The 15,763-nt window shown below is 48.5% G+C and carries 13 protein-coding genes; 6 read left to right on the forward strand and 7 right to left on the reverse strand.

Going from position 1 to position 15,763, the window contains the following annotated elements:
• Positions 1 to 72 precede the first annotated feature (72 nt).
• Positions 73 to 729, forward strand: coding sequence for a 5,6-dimethylbenzimidazole synthase (bluB, locus tag BP97_RS0123505; protein ID WP_028551317.1), 657 nt, complete (start codon positions 73 to 75; stop codon positions 727 to 729).
• A 71-nt stretch (positions 730 to 800) separates the two neighbouring features.
• Here the strand turns inward: bluB and BP97_RS0123510 are convergent, their stop codons facing one another.
• The 4 genes from BP97_RS0123510 to BP97_RS0123525 form a co-directional block, all read right to left on the reverse strand.
• Complete coding sequence (locus tag BP97_RS0123510) at positions 801 to 3,014, reverse strand: methyl-accepting chemotaxis protein (protein WP_028551318.1); 2,214 nt, start codon at positions 3,012 to 3,014, stop codon at positions 801 to 803.
• A gap of 175 nt (positions 3,015 to 3,189) precedes the next feature.
• Positions 3,190 to 4,767 carry a UDP-glucose--hexose-1-phosphate uridylyltransferase gene (locus BP97_RS0123515; protein ID WP_197035524.1) on the reverse strand — a complete coding sequence of 526 codons (1,578 nt, stop codon included), beginning with the start codon at positions 4,765 to 4,767 and terminating at the stop codon, positions 3,190 to 3,192.
• A gap of 46 nt (positions 4,768 to 4,813) precedes the next feature.
• The gene (galE, locus tag BP97_RS0123520) at positions 4,814 to 5,800 is read right to left on the reverse strand and encodes a UDP-glucose 4-epimerase GalE (RefSeq protein ID WP_028551320.1); all 987 of its coding nucleotides are present in this window, start codon (positions 5,798 to 5,800) and stop codon (positions 4,814 to 4,816) included.
• A gap of 83 nt (positions 5,801 to 5,883) precedes the next feature.
• Positions 5,884 to 7,059 (reverse strand): galactokinase, encoded by a 1,176-nt coding sequence (locus tag BP97_RS0123525; RefSeq protein WP_028551321.1) that lies wholly within the window; start codon positions 7,057 to 7,059, stop codon positions 5,884 to 5,886.
• Between the two features lie 226 nt (positions 7,060 to 7,285).
• On the opposite strand from BP97_RS0123525, the gene BP97_RS0123530 reads away from it, so the two are divergent.
• The gene (locus tag BP97_RS0123530) at positions 7,286 to 8,161 is read left to right on the forward strand and encodes a helix-turn-helix domain-containing protein (protein ID WP_028551322.1); all 876 of its coding nucleotides are present in this window, start codon (positions 7,286 to 7,288) and stop codon (positions 8,159 to 8,161) included.
• Positions 8,162 to 8,207: 46 nt separating this feature from the next.
• Here BP97_RS0123530 and BP97_RS0123535 read toward each other — a convergent pair whose 3' ends face one another.
• On the reverse strand, positions 8,208 to 10,340 hold the full coding sequence (locus BP97_RS0123535; protein ID WP_036746420.1) for a sensor histidine kinase: 2,133 nt from the start codon (positions 10,338 to 10,340) through the stop codon (positions 8,208 to 8,210).
• Positions 10,341 to 10,418: 78 nt separating this feature from the next.
• On the opposite strand from BP97_RS0123535, the gene BP97_RS0123540 reads away from it, so the two are divergent.
• Complete coding sequence (locus BP97_RS0123540; protein WP_028551324.1) at positions 10,419 to 11,111, forward strand: response regulator transcription factor; 693 nt, start codon at positions 10,419 to 10,421, stop codon at positions 11,109 to 11,111.
• Positions 11,112 to 11,175: 64 nt separating this feature from the next.
• On the opposite strand, the gene BP97_RS0123545 is transcribed toward BP97_RS0123540, so the two are convergent.
• Positions 11,176 to 12,498 (reverse strand): hemolysin family protein, encoded by a 1,323-nt coding sequence (locus BP97_RS0123545; RefSeq protein ID WP_028551325.1) that lies wholly within the window; start codon positions 12,496 to 12,498, stop codon positions 11,176 to 11,178.
• Positions 12,499 to 12,848: 350 nt separating this feature from the next.
• Between BP97_RS0123545 and BP97_RS0123550 the strand changes: the two genes are divergently transcribed.
• Positions 12,849 to 13,817 (forward strand): cation diffusion facilitator family transporter, encoded by a 969-nt coding sequence (locus BP97_RS0123550; RefSeq protein ID WP_028551326.1) that lies wholly within the window; start codon positions 12,849 to 12,851, stop codon positions 13,815 to 13,817.
• A gap of 53 nt (positions 13,818 to 13,870) precedes the next feature.
• Here BP97_RS0123550 and rluF read toward each other — a convergent pair whose 3' ends face one another.
• Entirely contained in the window at positions 13,871 to 14,572 is a 702-nt protein-coding gene (gene rluF / locus BP97_RS0123555; RefSeq protein ID WP_028551327.1) for a 23S rRNA pseudouridine(2604) synthase RluF, read from the reverse strand.
• Positions 14,573 to 14,748: 176 nt separating this feature from the next.
• On the opposite strand from rluF, the gene BP97_RS0123560 reads away from it, so the two are divergent.
• Together BP97_RS0123560 and BP97_RS0123565 are read left to right on the forward strand one after the other, a co-directional pair.
• Entirely contained in the window at positions 14,749 to 15,156 is a 408-nt protein-coding gene (locus BP97_RS0123560; RefSeq protein WP_051620913.1) for a hypothetical protein, read from the forward strand.
• Positions 15,157 to 15,284: 128 nt separating this feature from the next.
• Entirely contained in the window at positions 15,285 to 15,743 is a 459-nt protein-coding gene (locus BP97_RS0123565; protein WP_028551329.1) for a hypothetical protein, read from the forward strand.
• Positions 15,744 to 15,763: the final 20 nt, after the last annotated feature.

Consider the following 15,763-nt stretch of genomic DNA (forward strand, 5'->3'; position numbering starts at 1 on the left):
CCATCATTTCGTTGAAAATTGATTTATGTGATAAGCTACTGATTAGAACAATCGAAGGAGTTGATAGATACGATGGATTTTCGTGATGAAGAAAAGGCTGCGGTCTATAAAGCGATTTACACTCGCAGGGATATCAGGACATTTCGGCCCGATCCGATCCCGCAGGATACGATCATGAAGCTGCTGGATGCCGCGCATCACGGGCCTTCCGTCGGCTTCAGCCAGCCATGGAATTTTATTCTCATCCAATCGGACGAAGTGAAACAACGGCTCGCCTGGGCTGCAGATAAGGAACGAAGAGCCCTGGCTATCCACTATGAAGGGGAGAAGGAAACGAAGTTCATGTCGCTCAAAATCGAAGGACTTGCGCAAGCTCCCTTGACGGTCTGCGTCACCTGCGATCCCACCCGGGGCGGCTCTCATGTTCTCGGTCGCAACTCCATTCCCGAAACGGATATTATGTCGACAGCCTGCGCCATTCAGAACATGTGGCTAGCAGCCTGTACCGAAGGACTAGCCATGGGCTGGGTCAGCTTTTACAAGAAAAACGACGTTCGTGATATCCTGGATATCCCGCCTCATATCGATCCTATCGCTCTCTTATCCATTGGGTACACGGACAATTATCCTTCCATGCCGATATTGGAATCGACGAATTGGGAGAAACGGCGTTCGCTCGAGCCTTTGATCTTCGCAGAAAAGTGGGCAGCAGCCCCTAATCAGCAGTAAACATGTAGAAAAAGAAGCGGCCCAGTCCTTGTCAGGAGCAGCCGCTTCTTTTCATATTATGGATGGAGGCATCATCTTCTGCGCGTTTCCGTTAACCGGAACTGGTTCACCAACTGCTGTAGGAAGCCCGTAATGGCCTCCACGTGATGAGACGTATGACGGACGTTGACAATATCGGTCATCAGCTCATGCACCTTTCCCTCGACCTCCGTCGAAATTTGCCGGTTCTCTTTACTGACGTCGGCGATTTTCTCCATCAGTCCTACTACTTCGTTAATGACCTGCGTCTTTTGCGAGTCCATACCGGCACCGCTTAACAGCTCAGAGGCTGCGGCAGCCAACTGCGTACCTTCCTCCACTACCTGTGTACCTTCCTCCATCGAGGAAAAAGCTTCCTTGGCATTTTTATAAATCAACTGTACAGTTTCGTGTATCTCTTCTGTCGATTTGCGGGTTAAATCGGCAAGCTTGCGAATTTCCCCTGCGACGACGGCAAAGCCTTTGCCGTGCTCCCCTACCCGCGCCGCTTCTATTGAGGCATTTAAAGACAGTAAATTCGTTTGATTGGATATTTCTTCAATGACCTGCAGTACATTTTTGATCTGCTGCGTCGTCTCCATGAACGTAAGAATCGTTTGGTTCGTTTCGGCTACTTTATTCGAGATTTGGCGCATCTTATCCCCGATACGTTCTACTTCCGTCTGTGCAACAGCAATCTGCTCAGAGGCCTTGTCCTCAAGCACTCTCAGCGTCCCCTGCATGTCGCCTACCGCATCCTTCGCCACATCGATATCTTTCAGCTGGCTGCGGATGCTTCGGATCATATCGTGAATTTTGCCGCTCATCCGTTCCGTGGAGCCTGCCGTACTGACAGTCGAATCATTGAGCAGCTGCTGACTGGACAGTACTTCTGTCGCCGCCTGCTTCACCTGCAGCATAATTCCCTCCAGCGAGTCGATCATGTTGTTAATCCATTTCGCCAGCTCGCGCGTCTCATCCTTATCGAACCGTCCGTAATCCAAACGCTGTGTCAGGTCCCCTTTTCCCTCGGCATTAATTCGGATAAACCGATTGATCGTATGCAAGCTGTCCACTACCGGCTTGGAGCCACGCTTATGCAGCGTCCAGGCAACCATGCCGCCATATACGAGATTGAGTACGGCAATTCCAACAGCTGTGACGATCGGAGAAACTGATATATTGCTTAATGCCAAGTAAACCAGCAAAGCGCTAACCACAGCAAAAACAGCAATCATAGGCAGCTGAAGCTTCGTTAGCTTCCAGCCGATCCCACGAACCCGGTATACCTCCTCCAAGTCCCCTTCACACATCATGCCCCAGACATCAGAACAATGAGGAAGCTGAAAGGTGACTCCTTTGCCGATGACAGGAATATGCCGGTAATCCGAATAGCCGGGAAAAGCGACGAACAGGTTGCTGCCATTCTCTATCGTATTAGCAACACCAGGATGGAGCTTCCCGGTTGCCGGATCGGTAAACATCAGCTCGAGCTCCGTATGTTCCTGCACCGTGACCACACCCCAATCGGTGGTGACGCCATCTTTCAGGTTCTCCCCGTGAGTAAAGGTGCGATCTTCGAACCTACTACGAGATAATGCTGTACCCGGAGCAATCTGAGTATTCAACCCAGCACGCGCCATAAAAATGTAGTTATCGCCGGAATCCGGATAGACGTGTCCTGACTCACGTTGGATCAAGTCACCGATCACATCATTGGGAACTCTGCCGCACAGCGCTCCCGCCCAACGTCCGTTCGTCATTATGGGCACGATGTAGAGAAGTGTCATTTTATCATGAAAAGCGGAGGTCGTAGGACCTATCTCCAGCGTCAACGGATCAGCAAATGGACCGAACAAGCATTTATTTCCTTTGTTGGTGTGTTCCAGACCTTTGGACAACAGCCCTCGCCCTGCATAGCTTGTTCCAATGTGCTTCGGATAGGATGAGAATACGACCACAGACTGTTCATCCAACAGGAAGACTTCCGAGAAATCCAATGCACGATTACGAACGGACGCAAACAGCTTGCCCAACGCCACAGACTGTTGATCCTTGGAAACCTCATGTAAGGATATCTCCGATACAATTTGTGCCAACAGCCGGTCCAAATGAGACCAGTACTCGTTCGTCCAGCTTTTTAACAGCTCCATGCGAGTGCTGGCAATCCCTTCGAAAATATCTTCAACATCCGCCCTTAACCCGCGATTTAATCGGTAAGACCACCAGAGAGGAAGCCCCTTCCTGAACCCTAACCAATCAAACATATGTACTCCCCCATCTCCAAAGCAAGTGTTATTGTTATGTAAAATACTATAACACAAACATGGTTTAGATGTGAGAAAATTTTCCTATTTTTCGCACAAAAGTTATCATCATGTTATGAAAAGCAGGAAAAAAGGCCCATCTATGATTAGATGGGCCTTTAATATGCCATAAGATTTATTCAAATCCGAACGATCGAATGAACGATTTAAATCCAGAAAGCCCTATTTCGGTCCGTTTGTATACCCCTGCATCCTGGAGAACATTAGCAAACTTTTGTCCGATAGCTTGACGAAGCAGCTCTTCAACCGTTTGCAAAGGCAGTCCTATACCGTGTCCGGCGATCAATTCCGCAATCCATTCGCGATGCTTGTGAAGCGGATGCTCGGCATGCTCTGTTATGCTCGAGTCAAAAGCTAGAGACCCCGTCAGTACCTGGGCCAAGAGCTCCATTTCGTCCTTGAGCCGTCCAGGGAGTACAGCCAGGCCCATCACTTCAATCAAGCCGATATTTTCCTTCTTAATATGATGAAGAGGCTGGTGAGGGTGGAAAATCCCGTCCGGGTGCTCCTCACTGGTCCTATTATTGCGCAGCACAAGATCCAGCTCATATTCCCCGTTTGCATTGTTACGAGCAATAGGAGTGATAGTATTGTGAGGTATTCGTACACCATCCCGTTCAGTGTGAGCCAATATATCATGATCTGGATCGCTATATTGCTTCCATTCGTTCAAAATCGTATCGGCCAGCTTCAACAGCTGGGATCTGTTATGTCCGGAAATACGAATCACGGACATCGGCCATTTCACAATACCTAGCTTCACATTCGGATAATCCGGATGGGACATACTGCTCTCGACCGGAGCCTTCTCCATCGGAAAGCGATGCTTGCCGCCTTGGAAGTGATCGTGATTCAGAATCGAACCGCCCACTATCGGCAGGTCTGCATTAGCCCCGATAAAATAATGAGGGAACTGATCGATAAAATCAAACAATCGATAAAACGTCTGCTTCGAGGTTTGCATCGGACGGTGTTGATGGTCCAAGATGATGCTGTGCTCATTGTAATATACATAGGGCGAATATTGAAAATACCATGGATCCCCGTCCAGCTCAAGCGGAATGACCCTCAAGTTCTGTCGCGCAGGATGATTAAGCCGTCCTGCGTAGCCTACATTATCGATACATAGCAAGCATTTTGGATAGTTGCTCTGCGGGGCTGTTTTAAGCAGCGCAATTTCCTTGGGATCCTTCTCCGGCTTGGAGAGGTTGACTGTAATCTCCAGTTCGCCGTACTCCGTCGGTGCCAGCCAGTATTGGTTTTTGGCGATCCGATCTACACGGATATAGTTAGAATCAATACATAACCTATAGAATTCGTTCGTAGCCCGTTCCACGCTATCCTGCTTCGCCGTCTTCCAGAAGCGCCCGGCAATCTCCGATTGTCGTGGCATCAGGCAGCCCATCATTTTGGCATCCAGCAGATCGCGGAGCGTTGTGTTGTTGTCTTCAAGAATTCCGGTTTCTGCCGCATAATCAAGCAGCACCTCCAACAGCGCTACCGGACTGTCGATATGCTCCTCCTCGACGGCGCCGCCGTATGGCTCGCTGATTCGAAGCAGCTCCAGCAGGGCGTTGCGCGCGGCGTAGATGTCGATCGGCTCCAGCAGCTTTTGCCGAATGCCGAACTGAAGCAGCCGTTCAATCGTTAGAGCGGCCGTCTCCTCCCGGTTCATTCCGGTTGTGTCATTCATAGCGCACGATCTCCTTTTTTGCAGCTTGTAGGCTGCATAGACTTAATTACTTGGCGTACCCGTTCGGATGGCTTTGATGCCATGCCCATGCCGTTTCAATAATTTGTTCCAGACTATCGCGTTTCGGCTGCCAGTCAAGCTCTGCCTTTGTCCGTTCCGAAGATGCGATAAGCACCGCAGGATCACCTGCGCGGCGCGCCTCTACAACCGCAGGAATAGCGTGACCCGTTACTTTGCGGGCAATATCGACCACTTCTTTAACGGAGAAGCCTTTGCCGTTGCCGAGGTTGTAAATGCTGCTTTCGCCGCCTTTGCGCAGCTTCTCGACCGCAAGGATGTGAGCGTCGGATAAATCTGTAACGTGAATGTAATCACGGATGCAAGTACCGTCCGGCGTCGCATAATCTTCTCCGAAAATCGAGATATGAGGCCGCTGTCCAAGCGCCACCTGCAATATGATCGGAATCAGATGGGTTTCCGGCGAATGGTCTTCCCCGATACGTCCGCTTTCATGGGCTCCAGCCGCGTTAAAATAGCGAAGCGACACATATTTGATGCCGTGTGCGGTATCGAACCAACGCATCATTTTTTCCATGGCAAGCTTGGTTTCGCCGTAAGCATTTGTAGGGAGCGTACGGTCACTTTCGACGATAGGCACGTTCTCCGGTTCACCATAAGTAGCGGCCGTGGACGAGAAGACGATCTTTTTCACGCCGTACTCGTTCATTTTTTCCAGCAAGCACAGGGTTCCGTACACATTGTTATGATAATACTTGGCCGGATTCTGCATGCTCTCTCCAACCAGTGAATTGGCTGCAAAATGAATGACCGCTTCGATGTTGTTTTCCTTAAACACCGTATCCATAAATGCCGCATCGCGAAGATCGCCAACGTACAGCTTCCCGCCTAACACCGCCTCACGGTGACCCTGCTGCAGGTTGTCGACTACGACAACCTCCTCGTTCCTTGCCAAAAGCTCTGCAACCGTATGCGAGCCGATATACCCCGCTCCACCTGTTACCAATATAGCCATTTGAAATCCTCCCCGTCCTTATGCATTTCATTCGCTAATCAACATGCGGTTCAAGCGTCTCGCAGTCCGACTCTATTCCCGTGTTATACCGACACTTGTTCTACACCATTGCCAATATCACATACATAGAAATCTGCCGTTAAGCCCGTTTTCTCCTTGTACACCCGGCCTACTTGCTCAATAAAGGAGTCTACACTGTCTTCATGAACCAAGGATACCGTGCAGCCCCCAAAGCCTGCGCCTGTCATGCGAGAGCCCAATACGCCGGTTACTTTCAGCGCTTCCTCAACCATGACATCCAGCTCCAAGCAGGTTACTTCATACAGATCACGAAGCGAGTTATGGGAGCCGATCATCAATTGACCGAACGCCTGTAAATCGCCCTGTTCCAACACTTTCATGGATTGCAGCACACGATCGATCTCCTCGACAACGTGCTTGGCGCGTTTGCGTACAGTCTCATCAGGAATAAGATGCTGATATTCATTAAACTGCTCTAGGCTCAATTGACCGAGCAAAGTCAGCTCTGGAAATTGCGATTGCAGATCCTTAACCGCCTGCTCACACTGCGATCTTCTTTCGTTATATGCAGAATCAACAAGGCCGCGCTTCTTGTTCGTATTCCCAATGACAAGCTTATAAGCACCGCTTTGGAACGGTACATGCTTGTACTCCAGTGTGTCACACATAAGCAGTATAGCGTGATCCTTCTTACCCATTGCCACAGCAAACTGGTCCATGATGCCGCATTTTACATCCATGAACTCGTTCTCAGCCTTCTGTGAAAGCAGGGCGATCTGTACTTTATCCGTCGGTTGACCTTCCATCGTCAGCAAACCGAAAGCTGTTACCACTTCAATAGAAGCAGAGGAGGACAAGCCTGATCCGTTAGGAATAGCTCCACTGTACAAAATATCATAGCCGCCTACGGATACTCCTCGCTGCTGCAGCTCACGAATAATCCCTTTTGGATAATTCATCCAGTCATCCGCGGGGTCAAAGGCAATGTTATTGATGGAAATATGTTTGTGTAAAGGGAAGTTCGTGGAAGCGAATCCCACTTGCTCGTCACCGCGCTTGCGAATCAGCATCGTCGTCCCGAAAGTAAGCGCCGCAGGAAATACGTAGCCACCGTTATAATCCGTATGCTCGCCGATCAAATTGACGCGTCCCGGTGCATGGAATACGTGAATAGGTTCTGTTCCGGCATTGCCGTATAATGCTGTAAAACGCTCTTTCAATGCTTGTAAATCTGCCATGAATACACCACCTAATTTAATTTATTGGGCCGCTTATGATCGTTTGGCGGCACTGTTTTCTTGATATTAGTATACTGCCGCATACTGCACTTCACTATGGAACGATGTCAGCATCGCATGGAAAAATGTTAGATCGTATGTTTACCCTACCTCTTAACATGATATACTTTTATCCATACGAGCAACAAGTACGAGAACACTATACAAGCTAGAACCTTCCAGGAGGATGACTATGTCCACCCCAGCCAAACGAACGGAAAGCTACTATGTCGTCTCTAACCCGCAGCCGCCTGCCGAAGATGATTTGACCGTGCTGTTCAGCGGCAGCAGCCAAACAAAGCCCGGGCATAAGCCAGGACCCAAGGTCGTCGATTACTATTTGCTGCATCATATTCAATCTGGATACGGCACTTATACGTGTCAAGGGGTGACCTACCCCCTCGGGCCCGGAGACAGCTTCCTGATCGAGCCTGGCAAGCTTATCAGCTACAAAGCGGACGAGGATGATCCGTGGTACTACCGCTGGATTGCGTTCGAAGGAATTCGAGCTGAACGCATTTTGAAGCAAATCGGCATTTCCTCCCAGCAGCCCATCGTTCATACAGGACGCAAACGCAGCATTGGTGTACTCTATCACCAAGTGCAGACTGTCTTCCAGACAAGGGTAAGCCAAGCTAACCTGAGAGCGAGCGGCTATCTGCATTTGCTGCTTGCCGAATATGCCGAAGCGCTGAAGCCCGGTCAGAGCAGCTCTCCGCAGCTCACGAGCAGCAGCGACCAAATCGTGCAGCAGGCTATTCAATATTTGTCCACTCAATATGCAGAGCCAATCACCATAGAGCTGATGGCTGAGGCGCTCGGATACAACCGCGCTTACCTGTCCACATTGTTCAAGAAGCATACCGGGCTAACGCCCGTTACCTTCCTGCTGCAGCTTCGTACGGATAAAGCAAGGCTCCTGCTTCGCGAGAGACAGGAGCTCACGGTGGAGCAGATCGCCTCATCCGTCGGATTCCATGATCCGCTCTACTTTTCCAAGCAGTTCAAGCGACTGTACGGGGTGTCTCCAACCGAGTACCGCCATGCCATGAAGCGGCTCTAGCTTGAGCCCGGGAAGGACATGGTCCGCCTGCGCCCTTACCATGGGCTTACGCTCTAAGGACATGGCTAACCGGCTGGAGAGGAAGTACAAAGCAAATACAAGCTCCTTGGCCGAGGCGGCTTTCCGCCCAGATCCGCCCGCCATGGAATTCGACGATTTCCTTCGCGATGGCCAGCCCCAAGCCGCTCCCTCCTTCAGCGGAATTACGCGACTTGTCCTTTTTGTAGAAACGATCGAATATGTAGGGTAAATCCTCTGGGTCTATCCCGCTGCCGTTGTCCTGCACTCTCATAACAAGAGCCTGACCTTCAATAGCCATCTGCAGCTGAATGAAGCCGCCTACTGGAGTATGTTTAATAGCATTATATATAATATTGGTCAGCACCTGGTCAATGCGGTCAATGTCGATGAACACGCTGCCGATTTTATTCCGTTCCTCAGGGGTTGGAATGGGAGCCTGTACACTAAATCGCAGCCCGGCGTTTTTTACCTCAAGATCATAACGATCGCTGTAAAAGCTCATGACGTCCTCAATGATCATTTCCTGCATGGAAAAGTCGATTTGCCTTGCCTCCAGCTTAGACAGCTGGAACAGGTCGGAAATCAGCCGATTCAAACCGGTTATCCGGCCCAGAATGAGCCGCAAATATTTCTCCTGCTGATCAGGGTCGACAACAACCCGGTCAATCAAAGCCTCTACATAACCTTGAATCAGCGTCATCGGTGTTCCCAGATCATGCGAGATGTTGCTTAGCAAATGACGCCTCGAGGTTTCCAATCGCCCCAAATCCTCGTTCATTTTCTCCAGCCTGCGGTTAGACCGCTGAAGCTCAGCCGTACGTTCCTTGATCCGGTGCTCCAGTCCCATATTCAGCTCGCGCAGCTGACGGGATAAGGTCTCTACGGAAGCAAACGCTTTGAATGATTTGAGACTAATAATAAAGGATGTCATGAATATAAAATAAAACAACCCATAGGACGAAATATCCCCCACGCGAATCCATTGATTGTAATACAAAATGTCCACTATAACCGTGAACGCGTATACCCCCCCGCCCAGGGTCGCAAACCACGCGCCTTCTCTGCCGCGCAGCAGCGCTTTAACAATTCCGGCCATGACATAACTGCAAACCAGCAACGTGATAACCTGATACGCTTGGGTAGTGAATGTAAATATCTCTGGGGGAAGCACCGTGACAGCCAAAGAGAACAGAACTCCTGTCACCTGTGTCCCAATAACAAAAGAACGCTTAATTTCTTGCGGATACAAGGACTTGCAAAACATAACTGCCAACGGCAGCCCAAGGTAAAAACAATAGTATTCGATTCGCAAGCCGCATTCCCACGGGATAGACGGGAACATTTGCAGCGCTGCTCCTGCGCCAACGTACATTGCACGGATGCCAACAGCTATACAGAATAGAGAAAAGTAAAGGGATCCCCTTTCCTTGAACCGGATGAGGAATAGTCCAAAATGATACAGTCCCATTAGCAGTAAACTGCCTACCAGCATTAAATCTAAGCCCATATGATTATTGTGACGGTTAGCCACCTGCTCAGCTGTACCCAACGACAGCCCACTCCATATTCCCCCCACCCGATGGTGGTAGTTCGATACCTGAAGCACGATATCTATCGTTGTATCGTTCGGTTTGAAATATACGAGCTGGGGCTTATATCCAGGTCGCCCGCTGTCCGGGCTCACGCCCACCTTACCAGCCTTGGCTAATGCTTCCCCGTTTACCCAGAGCTTATACGCGGTACGTATGGAAGGCAGCTCTAGAGCCAAAATATCGTCTGTCGTTTCCGTCAGCAATCTTAGGTGAAAGGTTGCGTAGCCTTTGCCGGATATCTCCTCATCGTCCACAAGGTACCCGTTCCAGGAGGAGGGCAGCTGAAGCCAGTCGGCCGCTTGATGGCTTTCGCCGTAAAGAGCAGCCTCTTCAGGAGAGATTAAACGGTTCCAATAAAAGTCCCATTCGCCGTTCAGTCCCACAATGCCGTCCTTCTCGAAATGCCAGCCGCGTAAATCCATGACACCCTGTACCGCCAGCGGGTCCATTCTTTTGTTCGTCGCTGAATCGCTGCATCCGCTTAACAAAAGGATAGCAAAAATAACTGGAATCCATATATAATAGAGATATATTCTGGAAACGAAAATCACTTTCTTTCTATACATTTTTCTCTCATCGTATCGCAATTTTCAATATTTGGGAACTAGTAGGATACAACAGGGGTCAGGAGATGAAGAGTGACAATGTCAGCCGAAAAAATTTTAATAGTGGATGACGAACCGGAAATTATCGAGCTCATTCGATTATATTTGGCTAAAGAAGGCTATGACGTGATAAGCACGGACAACGGCCCGAGCGCATTGGATTATTTGGAACGCTTTAAGCCGGATATGGTCATTTTGGATATTTTGCTTCCGGGGATGGATGGCATTGAAATATGCAGACAGATTCGGAGAAATTATGATATCCCGATATTATTCATTAGCTGCAAAAGCGAGGATATGGATATTATTCTCGGCTTGAGTATCGGGGGCGATGATTATGTGACCAAGCCGTTCAGCCCGAGCCAGCTCGTGGCCAGGGTAAAAGCCCATTTGCGTCGCAAGCAGCTGTTGGACCAGCAAAAGGAGGATTCGCAGCAGCTTTCTTTTCCTGGGCTCGAAATCGACTTGCTCAGCCGCAACGTTTGGGTCAACGGCTCTATCGCTCCTCTCTCGTCCAAGGAATTCGATCTGCTAGCATTGATGGCTAAAAAGCCGAATAAAGTGGTGCCTATCGAGCAATTGTACAAAATGGCTTGGGGAGTGGATAGCAACGGAGATACCCGCACCCTCCTCGTACATATTAGTAATTTACGCAAAAAAATCGAGCCGAATCCGACCGAACCGGTATTTGTACAGACGGTCCGCGGCGTAGGCTATAAATTCAACTGCTAGCCAATAAAGAAGGGCTGCCCAGTAAGATCTCTTGAGACCTTACAGGACAGCCCTTCTTTATTAATTACGCTGTTAACGTTTCTACGGACAGCTTCTTGACGATAATCCGCGAGACCCTGAGTTCATCTGTTTCTTCTACAATAAACTCATATTGGTCGCCGTAGGAGATCTTCTGACCTTTCTTAGGCGGGATCTCGATATGAGAGTATACCCATCCGCCGATCGTATCATAATCCTCCGTGTCAATCTCCGTTCCGAACCGATCATTGACTTCGTCAATTAGCATACGGCCATCAATAGAAAACGTTCTTTCATCTTTTTGTTCCAGCACCGGACGTTCATCGGTATCAAATTCATCCTGAATTTCTCCAACGATTTCTTCGATAATATCCTCGATCGTCACCATACCGGAAGTACCGCCATACTCATCGATGAGCAGCGCGATTTGCGCTCTCTTCTTCTGCATCATCTTCAGCAAGTTACTGATCGGCATTGATTCAGGCACTTTGGTAATGGGACGAATAATTCTGCGAATATCCGGGCTTTTTACGTTTGCCTTCAATAAATCCTTTATATGGACAAACCCGATAATGTTATCTTTGTCCGGATCACATACCGGGTAACGTGTTCGCATCTCGTCTAGCGCGATTTTCATGTTCTCCTCAAACGACATTTGGACATAAAGGCAGCCCATGTCTGTACGGGGAATCATAATTTCACGCGCATTGGTTTCGGTAAACTCAAATATATTGTCAACCAGCGTGAGCTCGGTATTGTCGATTAAGCCGTTCTTATGACTTTCCTTCATCAGTACGCGGATCTCTTCCTCCGTATGAGCAGAATCATGTTCGGAAGCAACTTCGATTCCTGCCTTGCGCAGCATCCAGTTGGAGATCGTGTTTAACAGCCAGTTAAACGGAAACATAATTTTATAAAATACAATCATGGGTCCGGCAGACATCATCGTAATCTGCTCCGGCTTCCGAATGGCATAGGTTTTGGGAAATTGCTCACCTAAAGTAATGTGCAGTGTGGTGATAACGGAAAAGGAAATGATGAAAGAAATCGTATGAATCAATGTATCGTTCAAACCGATATCCTTGAGCACAGGCTCAATCATTCTCGAAACGGTCGGTTCCCCAACCCAACCTAAAGCTAGTGACGCTAAAGTGATACCTAACTGGCACGCGGAAAGATAAGCGTTCAAGTTACTCGTAATTTTTTGTGCAAACTTGGCGCTTGTATTACCATCCTTAGCCAACGTTTCAATCCTGCTGTTACGAACCTTAACCATCGCAAATTCTACAGCGACAAAAAATCCATTCAATAAGATCAAAACAAGAATCAAAACAAGATTCCACAATAAAGGTAACGGGTCACTACTCAATAATTCCCTATCCCCTCGGTGAGGCGGATAGGTACACCTCCCTTAAAAACTCAATTTTTTAGTGTAAACATAAGTAACACTTATATATATTATATCGCAAATAAAGCTCGCTTCCAAGGAACGGCTTGCCGATATACATCGTTATATCCAGAGATAAGATGTCAAAAGTATAGGTATACAAACTATTTTCTAACAATTTTGCGCTGATTTGGACCGTTTTCGACTTCCGATTCGGTTTATTCTATACATAAATGAAGCTGATAGAACTCATATTATACGAAAAGCACGTTATTTTTTGATTCTTTGTTTCTCTCCGATTGGAGAACAAGTCAATCAAACCGGAGGAATGTATGGCTAGTTGGGTCCAGCTGATTAAGCAAGGAAATACGTCTTCAGCAACCGCGGCATTAGGGAATGCAGGAATCGCGATTTTGAAGGGCATTGCGGCAGCCCTAAGCGGCAGCGGCGCCATGTTTGCCTCGGCCATGCACTCGATCGCGGATGCGATTAACCAAGGTTTTGTTTTTGCAGGAAGCGTGCTGGCCGAGCGGAAGCCAACTCCACGTTTTCCTACAGGGTTCGGACGGGTTATCAATCTATTTTGTATGATTGCAGTAATTGTAGTCACCGTCATGGCTTATGAAACAATTAAGGAAGGCATCCATCTGCTATCGCATCCAACAGTTACCCACAGCTTCTGGTTGAACTTTATCGTGTTGGCTATTTCCATCGCTGTTGACGGCGCTGTGCTCATCAAAGCCATGAAAGAAATTGTACATGAAACAAGAGTCTCTGCACAGGGGTTGGGAATTATTGCTGCCGCCTTCAAAAATGTAGGACGTGCGGCCCCTCCTACCCGTCTTGTCTTTTATGAGGATATCGTTGCTACATCAGGCGCTTTGCTTGCTCTTATCGCTGTTATTGTTACTCAGCTTACGGATTTTAAAATGTTTGACGGTATAGCAACCATTTTTATAGGTATATTAATGGTTGGTGTGGCATTTAAAGTGGGCTATGACAACATGGTAGGCTTGATCGGGGTAGCCGCACCAATTGAGGTTGAGTCGAAGGTAGCCAAAACGATATTGGCTGATAAGGATGTAACCGACATCTATAGGCTTCGAATCATTCAAGAAGGTCGTACCTATCATGTGGAAGGATACATCGAGCTTCGTAAGGGGCTGACATTGGCTGATGCGGACGACATCAAATTCCAAGTTCGTGACCAGCTGCTGGCCGATGCGGATATCTCGGATGTCATTCTGGGCATTATTGAAGATAATGGAGTCAAGGACTGGAAGAATGAAACCAATATATGAAAAACCGGCCAACACCCTGTTGAGCCGGTTTTTAGGTTAACAAGCTTCTCTGCCTATTTACGGTCATGAACGATACTTTTCAAAAGCTCGTTCATTTCTTGATCCGTCAAGTCACGCCATTTGCCCACCGGCAAGGCACCAAGCTCGATATTCATGATCCTTACCCGCTTCAATCGCCGTACCTCGTAGCCAAAGGCGCTGCACATTCTACGAATTTGCCGATTCAGTCCTTGTGTCAAAATAATGCGGAACACTCTTTCACCCTGCTTAGATACTTGACACGGCTTAGTCATCGTACCCAAAATACGGACTCCGCTCGCCATGCCCTGCAAAAACATCGGTGTAATCGGCTTGTCCACCGTCACGATATATTCCTTCTCATGATTGTTTTCAGCCCGCAATATTTTGTTCACGATATCCCCGTCATTGGTAAGTAAAATAAGCCCCTCTGAGTCCTTATCCAGACGTCCAATAGGAAATATGCGTTCTTTGTGCCCCACAAAGTCTACTATGTTGCCTTTCACGTGCTGCTCCGTCGTGCTTGTAATGCCGACCGGCTTATTCAGGGCTATGTAGACCCCTCTCTTCTTGGCGCTGACCGGTCTGCCATCCACCCGGACCTCATCGCCCTCTTCAACTTGACTGCCCAATTCTGCGCGTTTTCCGTTAATCGTCACACGCCCGGCATCCACCAGCTTATCTACCTCGCGCCGCGAGCAGAAGCCCGTCTCGCTTATGTACTTGTTAATCCGCATCTATCGTCACTCCACTTATAATCACTCAACTGCCTGTATTATACCACGGCCTATCATTTATGAACAAAATTAGGCATAGGGTAACTTAGTTGTTTACATAAAATACCTAATTAGGTACGATAGACCTATGACTTAAGATGGGTTTTGAAATAAAAAACGAAAGAAGGTGAATTTAAGTGTTATCGAATATGACGTACCCGGCAAAAACCGTTTTTTTCTTCAGCTTGTACATGTTTGTGCTCAGCTTAGTCCTTCTGGTCGTCCCAGAACTTCTTGCTTCGCTGCTCGGCTATACGGCGGAGAGCGAAATCTGGATTCGTGTCGTCGGAATGTTCCTGCTTTTCCTCGCCTTCGACTATTGCGCATCCGCACTGGAGGGCATGAACCGATTCTTTTATTTGACCGTCTACACACGTGCATCGATCATTGTCTTCATGACCACCTTCGTCCTGCTGGGGATGCTGAAGCCTATCTTCATCGCTTTGAGTCTGATTGACTTAAGCGGAGCGATATGGACATTCTCCGCTCTGCGCGCCGCCAAACAGCATCGCAAGAAAGCTTCCTTTCACGCCGACGCTGCGTAATGTGTAAAAAGAATAGAGGCGCAGATTCAATATTCCGTGAGCGGGGTAATAGAGACTACCCGATTCCCGGGATGCCTGACTTCGGTCGCTGGCATTCCCACACAACCATTATAAGGAGTGTGAAGGCAATGACACGCAAGAAGCAGATGCATTTGATTACTCGCCCCTTTTCCCATGTGCATAATATATTAACGGCTTTAGGTTTTGCAGAAAGAACGCAGCGTGACGGCTGCGTGTATGAGCTCACTTTCCGCGACCCCATCACGCTGCAGGACTATTTGTATCAGCTGCCGACGAAAACCGCGAGCAACGGCCTGACGATCGTCCATCTTCATAAGGCTTGCTTCAGGGATAAAGTCGAGATTCCGCTCAGCGCAATCGAAGCGGCGGCACAGATGATGGCAGAGGTTGAGCAGTATTTATCCAGCCATCAGCCTAAGCAGACCAGCGCACCGATCGATGATACTATGAACGGCCGTATGGCCAACACCGAGGAGGAAGTGAAGAAGCTTGGCAAAGAAATGGCCAGCATGCCGACCAACTCCCAGGTGATGGAAAACGGTATGGTGCCCGACCCTATTCAATAGACATTCCATATGAACAAACG

This window comes from Paenibacillus sp. UNC451MF (assembly GCF_000686845.1).
GTDB lineage: Bacteria > Bacillota > Bacilli > Paenibacillales > NBRC-103111 > Paenibacillus_S.

Bases quoted from the DNA above. Each gene is read 5' to 3' on its own strand.
- bluB (WP_028551317.1), top strand. From the start codon at position 73: ATGGATTTTCGTGATGAAGAAAAGGCTGCGGTCTATAAAGCGATTTAC.
- BP97_RS0123510 (WP_028551318.1), bottom strand. From the start codon at position 3,014: ATGTTTGATTGGTTAGGGTTCAGGAAGGGGCTTCCTCTCTGGTGGTCT.
- BP97_RS0123515 (WP_197035524.1), bottom strand. From the start codon at position 4,767: ATGAATGACACAACCGGAATGAACCGGGAGGAGACGGCCGCTCTAACG.
- galE (WP_028551320.1), bottom strand. From the start codon at position 5,800: ATGGCTATATTGGTAACAGGTGGAGCGGGGTATATCGGCTCGCATACG.
- BP97_RS0123525 (WP_028551321.1), bottom strand. From the start codon at position 7,059: ATGGCAGATTTACAAGCATTGAAAGAGCGTTTTACAGCATTATACGGC.
- BP97_RS0123530 (WP_028551322.1), top strand. From the start codon at position 7,286: ATGACTATGTCCACCCCAGCCAAACGAACGGAAAGCTACTATGTCGTC.
- BP97_RS0123535 (WP_036746420.1), bottom strand. From the start codon at position 10,340: ATGTATAGAAAGAAAGTGATTTTCGTTTCCAGAATATATCTCTATTAT.
- BP97_RS0123540 (WP_028551324.1), top strand. From the start codon at position 10,419: ATGTCAGCCGAAAAAATTTTAATAGTGGATGACGAACCGGAAATTATC.
- BP97_RS0123550 (WP_028551326.1), top strand. From the start codon at position 12,849: ATGGCTAGTTGGGTCCAGCTGATTAAGCAAGGAAATACGTCTTCAGCA.
- rluF (WP_028551327.1), bottom strand. From the start codon at position 14,572: ATGCGGATTAACAAGTACATAAGCGAGACGGGCTTCTGCTCGCGGCGC.
- BP97_RS0123565 (WP_028551329.1), top strand. From the start codon at position 15,285: ATGACACGCAAGAAGCAGATGCATTTGATTACTCGCCCCTTTTCCCAT.